Source organism: Azonexus hydrophilus (assembly GCF_001956855.1).
In the GTDB taxonomy this organism is placed as follows: Bacteria; Pseudomonadota; Gammaproteobacteria; order Burkholderiales; family Rhodocyclaceae; genus Azonexus; species Azonexus hydrophilus_A.
On sequence record NZ_MTHD01000004.1, the window covers coordinates 266,442 to 276,661 of the forward strand.

At 63.4% G+C, this 10,220-nt stretch carries 13 protein-coding genes; 5 read left to right on the plus strand and 8 right to left on the minus strand.

Annotated features, from left to right (window positions below):
• Window positions 1-7: 7 nt before the first annotated feature.
• Both BJN45_RS12560 and BJN45_RS12565 read right to left on the minus strand, forming a co-directional pair.
• Window positions 8-1,144 (minus strand): PilT/PilU family type 4a pilus ATPase, encoded by a 1,137-nt coding sequence (locus BJN45_RS12560; RefSeq protein WP_076095737.1) that lies wholly within the window; start codon window positions 1,142-1,144, stop codon window positions 8-10.
• Between the two features lie 30 nt (window positions 1,145-1,174).
• Window positions 1,175-2,218 (minus strand): type IV pilus twitching motility protein PilT, encoded by a 1,044-nt coding sequence (locus BJN45_RS12565; protein ID WP_076095739.1) that lies wholly within the window; start codon window positions 2,216-2,218, stop codon window positions 1,175-1,177.
• Between the two features lie 56 nt (window positions 2,219-2,274).
• Here BJN45_RS12565 and BJN45_RS12570 point away from each other — a divergent pair, with 56 nt between their 5' ends.
• From BJN45_RS12570 to BJN45_RS12585, 4 genes are read left to right on the plus strand one after another with little or no spacing between them, the layout of a single operon-like run.
• Window positions 2,275-2,967: a YggS family pyridoxal phosphate-dependent enzyme gene (locus BJN45_RS12570; RefSeq protein ID WP_076095742.1), complete on the plus strand. Its 693-nt coding sequence runs from the start codon at window positions 2,275-2,277 to the stop codon at window positions 2,965-2,967.
• The gene (proC, locus tag BJN45_RS12575) at window positions 2,964-3,776 is read left to right on the plus strand and encodes a pyrroline-5-carboxylate reductase (RefSeq protein ID WP_076095744.1); all 813 of its coding nucleotides are present in this window, start codon (window positions 2,964-2,966) and stop codon (window positions 3,774-3,776) included. Before BJN45_RS12570 ends, proC begins: the two co-directional genes overlap by 4 nt.
• Entirely contained in the window at window positions 3,776-4,309 is a 534-nt protein-coding gene (locus tag BJN45_RS12580; RefSeq protein WP_076095746.1) for a YggT family protein, read from the plus strand. The genes proC and BJN45_RS12580 overlap by 1 nt, the downstream gene beginning before the upstream one ends.
• 25 nt (window positions 4,310-4,334) lie before the next feature.
• Window positions 4,335-4,607, plus strand: coding sequence for a DUF167 domain-containing protein (locus BJN45_RS12585; RefSeq protein WP_170873095.1), 273 nt, complete (start codon window positions 4,335-4,337; stop codon window positions 4,605-4,607).
• Between the two features lie 38 nt (window positions 4,608-4,645).
• On the opposite strand, the gene BJN45_RS12590 is transcribed toward BJN45_RS12585, so the two are convergent.
• The 6 genes from BJN45_RS12590 to BJN45_RS12615 form a co-directional block, all read right to left on the minus strand.
• Window positions 4,646-4,921, minus strand: coding sequence for a ComEA family DNA-binding protein (locus BJN45_RS12590; protein ID WP_076095750.1), 276 nt, complete (start codon window positions 4,919-4,921; stop codon window positions 4,646-4,648).
• Window positions 4,922-5,062: 141 nt separating this feature from the next.
• On the minus strand, window positions 5,063-6,307 hold the full coding sequence (locus tag BJN45_RS12595; RefSeq protein ID WP_076095752.1) for a dihydroorotase: 1,245 nt from the start codon (window positions 6,305-6,307) through the stop codon (window positions 5,063-5,065).
• 1 nt (window position 6,308) lies between these two features.
• Window positions 6,309-7,268 carry an aspartate carbamoyltransferase catalytic subunit gene (locus BJN45_RS12600; protein WP_076095754.1) on the minus strand — a complete coding sequence of 320 codons (960 nt, stop codon included), beginning with the start codon at window positions 7,266-7,268 and terminating at the stop codon, window positions 6,309-6,311.
• On the minus strand, window positions 7,261-7,767 hold the full coding sequence (pyrR, locus tag BJN45_RS12605) for a bifunctional pyr operon transcriptional regulator/uracil phosphoribosyltransferase PyrR (protein ID WP_076095756.1): 507 nt from the start codon (window positions 7,765-7,767) through the stop codon (window positions 7,261-7,263). Before pyrR ends, BJN45_RS12600 begins: the two co-directional genes overlap by 8 nt.
• Window positions 7,754-8,179, minus strand: a complete 426-nt coding sequence (ruvX, locus tag BJN45_RS12610; protein WP_076095758.1) for a Holliday junction resolvase RuvX — start codon at window positions 8,177-8,179, stop codon at window positions 7,754-7,756. The genes pyrR and ruvX overlap by 14 nt, the downstream gene beginning before the upstream one ends.
• Window positions 8,179-8,739, minus strand: a complete 561-nt coding sequence (locus BJN45_RS12615) for a YqgE/AlgH family protein (RefSeq protein WP_076095759.1) — start codon at window positions 8,737-8,739, stop codon at window positions 8,179-8,181. Before BJN45_RS12615 ends, ruvX begins: the two co-directional genes overlap by 1 nt.
• Window positions 8,740-8,777: 38 nt before the next feature.
• Between BJN45_RS12615 and BJN45_RS12620 the strand changes: the two genes are divergently transcribed.
• Window positions 8,778-10,190: a cryptochrome/photolyase family protein gene (locus BJN45_RS12620; protein ID WP_076095762.1), complete on the plus strand. Its 1,413-nt coding sequence runs from the start codon at window positions 8,778-8,780 to the stop codon at window positions 10,188-10,190.
• Window positions 10,191-10,220 lie beyond the last annotated feature (30 nt).

The following is a 10,220-nucleotide window of genomic DNA, read 5'->3' on the forward strand; positions in this document are numbered from 1 at the left end:
TATGTGTTCAGACGATGTCGAGGTGGCCGATACCCGAGGTCAGGTCGCGGTCCCGCGATTCCTTGCCGTGCAGCTTGATCTGCAGACGCAGATCATTGAGCGAGTCGGCATTGCGCAACGCATCCTCGTAGCTGATCTTGCCGGCATCGTAGAGATCGAACAGTGCCTGATCGAAAGTCTGCATGCCGAGTTCACGCGACTTCTTCATGACTTCCTTGATCTCATGAACTTCTCCACGGAACACCAGATCGGAAATCAGCGGCGAGTTGAGCATCACTTCGACGGCGGCGACCCGGCCCTTGCCATCACGCTTCGGCAACAGGCGTTGCGACACCATTGCCCGCAGGTTCAGCGACAGGTCCATCAGCAATTGCTGGCGGCGCTCTTCCGGGAAAAAGTTGATGATCCGGTCGATCGCCTGGTTGGTACTGTTGGCATGCAGCGTTGCCAGCGCCAGATGGCCGGTTTCGGCAAAGGCGATGGCGTAATCCATGGTATTCCGGTCGCGGATTTCGCCCATCAGGATGACATCCGGCGCCTGGCGCAGGGTGTTCTTCAGCGCCGGGCCCCAGTCGTCCGTATCGACACCGATCTCGCGCTGCGTGATGATGCAGTTCTTGTGTTCGTGCACATATTCGATCGGGTCCTCGACGGTGATGATGTGACCGTAGGAATTCTCGTTGCGGTAATCAACCAGCGCCGCCAGCGAGGTCGTCTTGCCGGTACCGGTGCCGCCGACAAAAATGATCAGGCCGCGTTTGGTCATCGCCAGATCCTTGACCACCGCCGGCAGACCAAGATCATCGAGCGTCGGAATGGTCATGTTGATGGTCCGGCAGACCACGGCGACCCGCCCCTGCTGGACCAGCGCATTGACCCGGAAACGGCCGATACCGGTCGGCGAGATGGCGAAGTTGCATTCACGCGTCGATTCGAATTCCGCCGCCTGACGGTCGTTCATGATCGAGCGGGCCAGCTCTGCCGTGTGCTGCGAGGTCAGGACCTGGTTGGACACCGGGGTGATCTTGCCGTCTATCTTGATCGCCGGCGGAAAGCCGGAAGTGATGAACAAGTCCGAACCACGCTTCTGCGACATCAGGCGCAAAAGATCGTGCATGAATTTCATCGCCTGATCGCGTTCCATTTTTCCCCCTGCTCCGTTTTACCCCCGGCCTCAGGCCGGGAATGCATCCTTGTTGGCGGCGCGCATGCGCGCCTCGCTGCTCGAGACGATATTGCGCCGGACCAGGTCGATCAGACACTGATCGAGCGTCTGCATGCCCATCGCCTGACCGGTCTGGATCGCCGAGTACATCTGCGCCACCTTGTTTTCGCGGATCAGGTTGCGGATCGCCGGCGTGCCGATCATGATTTCGTGGGCAGCAATCCGGCCATTGCCGTCCTTGGTCTTCAGCAGCGTCTGCGAGATGACCGCGCGCAACGATTCGGACAGCATCGAACGAACCATTTCCTTTTCCTCGGCCGGGAAGACGTCGACGATACGGTCGATTGTCTTCGCCGCCGACGAGGTGTGCAGCGTACCGAACACCAGGTGGCCGGTCTCGGCCGCGGTCAGCGCCAGACGGATGGTTTCCAGGTCGCGCAATTCGCCGACCAGAATGACGTCCGGGTCCTCACGCAGCGCCGAGCGCAGCGCGTTGGAAAAGGACAGCGTCTGCGGGCCGACTTCGCGCTGGTTGATCAGGCACTTCTTCGATTCGTGCACGAATTCGATCGGGTCCTCGATCGTCAGGATGTGCGCGTAGTCGTTTTCATTGACGTGGTTGACCATCGCCGCCAGCGTCGTCGACTTGCCCGAGCCGGTAGGACCGGTAACCAGCACGATGCCACGCGGATATTCCGAGATGTCCTTGAAAATCTTCGGGCAGTTCAGTTCCTCCAGCGTCAGCACCTTGGTCGGAATGGTCCGGAAGACCGCCGCTGCGCCACGTTGCTGGTTGAAGGCATTGACCCGGAAACGGGCCAGATTGGGGATCTCGAAGGAAAAGTCGCACTCCAGCGTCTCTTCGAACACCTTGCGCTGGCCGTCGTTCATGATGTCGTACACCATGCCATGCACGTCCTTGTGCTCCATCGGCGGCAGGTTGATGCGGCGTACATCGCCATGGACGCGGATCATCGGCGGCAGGCCAGCGGAAAGATGCAGATCGGAAGCCTTGTTCTTGACGCTGAAGGCCAGCAGTTCGGTGATGTCCATGCGATTGGTCCTTGATGCCCGTGTATACTTGAACGATAGGAAATTCCCAATGGATTATGAGCGCAATCGCCGACAACCTGCAAGCCATCCGCAGCCGCATCGCGCAAGCCGCGCGGCTTGCCGGACGTTCGCCTGACAGTGTTGCACTGCTTGCCGTCAGCAAGACCAAACCGCTGGCCGACATCGTTGCGGCAGCCGCCGCCGGGCAGACAGCCTTTGGTGAAAACTACGTACAGGAAGGCGTCGAAAAAGTGCTGGCGACGGCGGTCGACCGCAAACTCGAATGGCATTTCATCGGCCCCCTGCAGAGCAACAAATCGCGTCTGGTTGCCGAACACTTCGACTGGGTGCACACCATCGACCGGCTGAAGATCGCTGAACGCCTGTCGGCGCAACGCCCGGCAAATCTGCCGCCGCTCAATGTCTGCGTCCAGGTCAACGTTTCCGGCGAAGCCAGCAAGAGCGGTTGCCGTCCGGACGAGACTGCGGCACTCTGCCGGGCAGTCGCCACCTTGCCCGGTCTGCGCCTGCGCGGCCTGATGACGATTCCCGAACCGACTGACGACCCACAGGCGCAGCGTCTGCCTTTCCGGCAATTGCGCGACCTCCACGAACAACTGCGTGCCGACGGACTGCCGCTCGACACGCTGTCCATGGGCATGTCCCACGATCTCGAAGCAGCCATTGCCGAGGGCGCCACACTGGTGCGCATCGGCACGGCAATTTTTGGCGAAAGAAACTACGCATGAAGATTCTCTTTCTCGGCGGCGGCAACATGGCCAACGCCCTGATCGGTGGCATGGTGAAGCAGGGCTTCACCGCCGCCGACATCCACGTCATCGACCCCGGCAGCGAAGCCCGCGAACGGCTGAGCGCCAGTTATGCGGTCAACTGCCACGCCGACGCAAAAACCGCGCCGAGCGCACCCGACATTCTCGTCCTCGCGGTCAAGCCGCAACAGATGCAGGAAGCCGTCGCACCGCTCGCCGGCAAACTCGGCGACGCGCTGGTCGTCAGCATTGCCGCTGGCCTCGGCATGGCCGCGCTGTCGCGCTGGCTCGGCGGTCACCGGCGCATCGTCCGTTGCATGCCGAACACGCCGGCCCTGATCGGCGCCGGCATCACCGGCCTGTGCGCACTGCCCGAAGTGGACGCCGCCGGCAAGGCGGCGGCCGACCGCGTGCTGCGGGCCGTCGGCAACACCGTGTGGATCGCCGACGAAGCGCAGATGGATGGCGTCACCGCCATTTCCGGCAGCGGCCCGGCCTACGTCTTCCTGTTCATCGAAGCGCTGCAGCAGGCGGCCGCCGAACTTGGCTTCACGCCGGAACAGGGACGCCAGCTGGCGATCGAAACGGTACAGGGCGCCGCCGCGCTGGCCGCCGCCTCCGACGAACCGGCTTCGCTGCTGCGTGAGCGCGTCACGTCGAAGGGCGGCACCACCGCCGCAGCGCTGGATGCGATGGCCGCCCACGGCGTCAAGGATGGCATCGTTGCCGGCTGCCTGGCGGCCGAGGCGCGCGGGCGCGAGTTGGGCAAACTGCTGGGAGGTGAGTGATGCAAGCCGTTTTCTTCCTGATCAATGCAGTCGTCAGTTTCTTTTGCACGCTGCTGTTGCTGCGCTTCATGATGCAGATGGCGCGGGTGTCGTTTGCCGGCCAGCTCGGTGATTTTGTCGTCAAGCTGACGAACTGGGCGGTCAAGCCGCTGCGGCGCATCGTTCCGGGTGTCGCCGGGGTGGACTGGGCCAGCCTGGTCGCCGCGCTGTGGCTGCAACTGATGCTCGCCGGCCTGATCATTTCGCTGTCCAGTGTCGAACTCGGCGCCGATGCCCTCGGCACCATCCTGATGATCCTGATGCTGGCGATCCGCGGCCTGATCCGTCTCGCCGTCTACATCATGATCGGCGCCATCATCCTGCAGGCGGTGCTGTCCTGGGTGAATCCGTATTCGCCGGTGGCACCGACCGTCAACCAGCTGGTTCGTCCGATCCTCGACCCGATCCGCCGCTTCATGCCGTTGATTGCCGGCATCGATCTGTCGCCGCTGGTCGCCATCCTGCTGCTGCAGGTCGTGCTGATGTTCGTCTGAGGCCGGCTTGAGCCTCTGGTACCGCATGGGCGCGGACGGCTGCGTCACGCTCACCCTGCACATCCAGCCCGGGGCCAGGAAAACGGAACTGGCCGGGCTGCATGGCGATGCCCTGAAAATCCGCCTAGCCGCGCCGCCCGTCGACGGCAAGGCCAACGCAGCATTGATCGACTTCATTGCCGACCGGCTGGAAATTGCCAGATCGGCGGTTCGCCTGAAAAGCGGACAGAGCTCGCGACGCAAGGTACTGGAAGTCAGCGGCGTCGCCGAAACCCGTATCGCCGGCCTGGCCGCCTGAACCAGGACGGCGGGCCGGGCCCGCCGTCGCTCCTGCGGCTACGGCTTCTTCGCCGGCGCAGCGGCGCCGACACTCAGTTCGGGGCGCAGTTTGTCGATGCTCTTCTTGCCGAAGCCCTTGACGTTGCCCAGATCGTCGACCGTCTTGAACGGACCGTTCTTGTCGCGGTACTCGACAATGGCCTTGGCCTTGCCCGGGCCGATCCCCTTGATTGCATCGAGTTCCGCCTCGCTGGCGGTGTTCAGGTTGACGGCGCCGAGCGCCACGCCGATTCCGGCCAGCATGCCGAACAAGAGGGTTGTGACACGTTTCATGTGATGTTTCCTCCAGATTTGCGATGTATTTGAACAGGCACACCGGCCCATCCGATGCGCGAAAATATTCTATCGGAATATGACAATGTCGTCGTCTACAAAAATGCGGCCGCCCGGGCCGCATTTCGCAGAGATCAGCGATCAGTAGACGACGCGTCCGTCGACCAATGTGTGGCGCACCTTGCCGCTCATCGGGTAGCCGAGCCAGGGCGAATTCTTGCCGCGGCTCTTCAGCGCTTCCGGCGTCAGTTGCCAGATTGCCTGCGGATCGAAGATGCAGACGTCGGCCGGCGCACCGACCGCCAGCGTGCCGCCTTCCAGCCCGAGAATATCCGCCGGCGCGCAGGTGATCCGGGCCAGCGCCGCGCTCAACGAGACGCCTTCCTGCTCGGCCCATTTCAGCGTCAGAGGCAACAGCACTTCGAGCCCGGTGGCGCCGGGTTTGGCTTCACCGAAAGGCACCAGCTTGTCGTCGGCGCCGACCGGCGTGTGATCGGAACAGATCGCGGCCAGGCCAGCGGCCGCCGCGGCCGACAAGGCCGCACGGTCATCCTGGGTGCGCAGCGGCGGCATGAAGCGGGCGTGCGGATTGAAGAAGCCGATGTCGTTCTCGGTCAGCAGCAGGTGATGCACGCCGATGTCGAAAGTCACCGGCAGGCCTTCGTCCATGGCCGACTTGGCCAGCGCAACGCCGGCCGCCGACGACAGCCGGGTCAGGTGAACACGGCAGCCGGTATCGCGGACCAACTGCACGATGGTGGCGATGGCGATGGTTTCGGCGGCGACCGGTATGCCGGCCAGGCCGAGACGGCTGGCGACTTCGCCTTCGTGCGCGATGCCGTTGCGCGACAGCCAGTAGTCCTGCGGATGCAGGAAGACCTGGAAGTCGAAGGTCGCCGCGTATTCGAGTGCGCGCAGCAAGGCTTCGGTATCGACAACCGGCACCTTGGCTTGCGAGAAGGCAACGCAGCCGGCTTTCTTCAGGCCGGCCAGTTCGGACAGGCGTTCGCCCTTCAGGCCGAGGGTCAGGGCGCCGAGCGGCAGCACGCGCGCCTTGCCGATTTCCTCACCGCGATGCACCAGGCGATCGGCCAGTTCCGGCTCATCGAGCGGCGGATCAGCGTCGGGCGGGACGACGACGCTGGTCACGCCCCCGGCCACCGCGGCGGCCAGTTCGGCCTCGATCGAGTTCAGGCGGGCGCCGAGGTCGATCAGGCCCGGGCAGACGATGCAGCCGGCGGCATCGATGACCTGGTCGGCGACAAAAGCGGCCGGTGCTTCGCCGATGGCGGCAATCTTGCGGTCGACGATGAAAATCGACGTTTTTTCGCGGTCGACCGCAAACTTCGGATCAATCAGGCGGCCATTTTCAATCAGGATGTTCATGTCAATTCCCCGCAACAATGCTCATGACGGCCATCCGGACCGCGATACCGAAGGTGACCTGCGGCAGGATCACGGCCTGCGCACCGTCGGCCACTGCCGAATGGATTTCGACGCCCCGGTTCATCGGCCCCGGGTGCATGACGATCGCGTCCGGCCTGGCCAGCGCCAGTTTCTGCGGCGTCAGGCCGTAGTGGCGGAAATACTCGCCGGCCGACGGCAGCAAGGCGCCGGTCATGCGCTCGTTCTGCAGGCGCAGCATGATCACCACATCGACATCCTTCAAGCCGGCTTCCATGTCGTGGTAGACATGCACGCCGAGCTTGTCGAGATGCTTGGGCAGCAAGGTTTCCGGGCCGATGGCGCGGACTTCCGGGACGCCCAGCGTGGTCAGCGCATGGATGTCCGAGCGGGCCACGCGCGAATGCAGGATGTCGCCGACGATGGCCACGCGCAACTGCGTGAAATCCTTCTTGTAGTGACGGATCGTGTACATGTCGAGCAGGCCCTGCGTCGGATGCGCATGGCGGCCGTCGCCGGCATTGACCACATGCACATCGTCGCGACCGATGCGCTGGAGATGCTCGGCGATCAGGTAAGGGGCGCCGGACGAGGCATGACGGACGACGAACAGGTTGGCATGCATCGCGCACAGGTTGTCGATGGTATCGAGCAGCGTCTCGCCCTTGGCTGTCGACGAACGGCCGATGTCGAGGTTGATGACGTCGGCGGAGAGCCGCTTGGCGGCAATCTCGAAAGTCGTGCGCGTGCGCGTCGAATTCTCGAAGAACAGGTTGAAAACGCTCTTGCCGCGCAGCAGCGGCACTTTCTTGACTTCGCGCGCCGAGACTTCCATGAACGATTCGGCGGTATCGAGAATCTGGTCGAGGATGCGCTTGGGCAGATTCTCGATCGACAGCAGGTGGGTCAGCTCGCCATCCTTGTTCAACTGCGGGTTATGCATTTTCCAGCCTCCAGGCAAGTTGACCGCAATCATCCTTCTCCAGCACCAGGCTCTGGCCGGCCGCCAGCGTCACGTCCCAGACGCCCCAGGTGGCCGCCACCGGCAATTCGCGTCCGCCGCGATCGGCGAGCACCGCCAGGTCGACCGCCGCCGGCCGGCCGTAGTCGAACAGTTCGTTGATCGCCGCCCGCGTCGTCCGGCCGGTGTACAACACGTCGTCGACCAGGATGATGTGCCGGCCTTCGACGTCGAAGGGAATCAGCGTCGGCTTGACCTGCGGATGCAGGCCCTTCTCGGCGAAATCGTCGCGGTAGAAGGAAACGTCGATCAGGCCGATCTCATCGGCCAGACCGAGCAATTCCTTCAGGCGCTCGGCGATCCACGCGCCGCCGCTGTAGATGCCGACCAGCACGGGGTTTTTCGGCAGCAGGGGACGGATCAGCTCGGCCAGTTGCCGGCACTGGGCTTCGGCGTCGGGCAGGGGTTCATTGGGGTGCATGCGGCGAACTTTCGAACCAGGTTTGAAGAATGAGTTGGGCGGCCACCGCATCGAGCAGCGGCTTGGCCGCCCGGGCATTGCGGCCGGTTTCGCGCAGACGCGACTCGGCATCGAGCGAAGTCAGGCGCTCATCGGCGAACGAAACGGGAAGATTGAATCGTTTTTTCAGACGTTCGGCGAACTTGGTCGCCAGACGGGTCATTTCATGCGGTGTGCCATCGGCGTGCGTCGGCAGGCCGACGACCAGTTGTTCCGGCTGCCACTCGGCAATCAGCTTGCCGATCGCGGCGAAGCGGTCGTCGTTCGATTCAGCGTGGATCACCGTCAGCGGATGGGCGCTGGCGAGCAAGGTCTCGCCGGTGGCGACGCCGATACGCTTCTCGCCGAAATCGAAAGCCAGCACGGTACCCACTAGGCGTGCCCGGCGACGTCGGAAAGCTGGGAAAAGCTGATGCCCAGCTTCTGCATTGCCGCCGGCAGGCGTTCCTCGGGCGGCAGGTCGAACAGGATCGTCGATTTCGCCGGCACGGTCAGCCAGGAGTTCTGCGCCAGCTCGTCCTCAAGTTGCCCGGCATCCCAGCCGGAATAACCCAGCGAGACGATGATTTCGGTCGGCAGGCCATCCTTGGCCACCGAGGCCAGCACGTCACGCGAACTGGTCAGGCCGATTTCCGCGTTGACCGCCAGCGTCGACTGCCAGTGCCCGATCGGGCGATGCAGCACGAAACCGCGGTCGAGTTGCACCGGCCCGCCGAAGTAAACCGGCAGCTTGGCCAGCGCTTCATTTTCGAGCTTGATGTCGATTTTCTCGAAAAGCCCGGCCAGATCCATGTCGATCGGCCGGTTGACGATAATGCCGAGGGCACCGTTCTCGTTGTGCTCGCAAATGTAGACGAGCGCATGGGAAAAGTAGGGGTCTTCCAGCGCCGGCATGGCGATCAGGAAGTTGTCGGTCAGGTTGACGTTGTCCATGGGTGGAATTTTAATCGCCGCCGGGGTACAAACCAAACATGAAACACGAAAAAGCTCTCGTCTGGTTCCGTCGCGACCTTCGCGACCACGATCACGCGGCCCTTGCCGCTGCCCTCGCCAATGCAGAATCCGTCCATTGCGCGTTCATTTTCGACACCGACATACTGGCAGCCCTGCCCGACAAGCGGGACCGACGCGTCCATTTCATCCGCGAATCGCTGGTTGAACTCGACTGCGCATTGCGGGCCCGCGGCGGCGGCCTGATCGTTCGCCACGGCCTGCCCGCCGAGCTCATTCCCGCGCTGGCTCAGGAACTCGGCGCCAATGCCGTATACGCCAACCGCGACTACGAACCGGCAGCGAAGCAGCGCGACGCTGCAATTACCGACAGCCTGGCGGCACAGGGAAGGGAACTCATCCTGCTCAAGGATCAGGCGATCTTCGAGCGCGACGAGTTGCTCACCCAGGCCGGCCGGCCTTACACGGTATTCACGCCGTACCGGAACGCCTGGCTGAAGCGACTGACCCCGGCCGACCACGCCGAATTCCGGTGCACCAATCATTTCGCCCCCGCCCACGACAACCCGGTTCCGACGCTGCCCGATCTCGGCTTCGCCAGTACCGACCTGGACGAACTCGGCATCGTCCCCGGCATGAGTGGCGCCCGCGGCTTGTGGGACGATTTCCGTGCCGGCCGGATCAAACGCTATGGCGCGCTGCGCGACTTCCCGGCGGTGAAAGGGGTCAGCTATCTGTCGGTGCACCTGCGTTTCGGCACCATCTCGATCCGCGAACTGGTCACTGCCGCGCTCGCCGCAGAAGCCGACACCTGGCTCAACGAGCTGATCTGGCGCGATTTCTATTTCATGATCCTCGACCGCTTCCCGCACGCCGCCGGGCGCGCCTTCAAACCGGAATACGACGCCATCCGCTGGGACGACTGGCCGGCAGGGCTGGCCGCCTGGCAACAGGGACGTACCGGCTACCCGCTGGTCGATGCGGCGATGCGTCAGCTGAACCACAGCGGCTGGATGCACAACCGCCTGCGCATGGTCGTCGCCTCGTTCCTGACCAAGGACCTTGGCATCGACTGGCGGCAGGGCGAAAAATACTTCGCCGACCAGTTGAACGACTTCGACCTGTCGGCCAACAACGGCGGCTGGCAGTGGGCGGCATCGAGCGGCTGCGACGCGCAGCCCTACTTCCGCATCTTCAACCCGGTCAGCCAGTCGGAAAAATTCGATCCCGAGGGCAAGTTCATCCGCCGCTACGTGCCCGAACTGAGCAAGGTGCCGGATAAATACATCCACGCCCCGTGGACGATGGGCCGACTCGAACAGGAAGCATTAGGTGTCGTCATCGGCCGCGACTACCCGGGACCGATTGTCGATCACGCGGCCGCCCGCGCGAAAACGCTGGCACGTTATGCGGTGGTGAAAAAGGGCAGTTGAAGACGGTTGACCGCAATATTGCGGTCAACC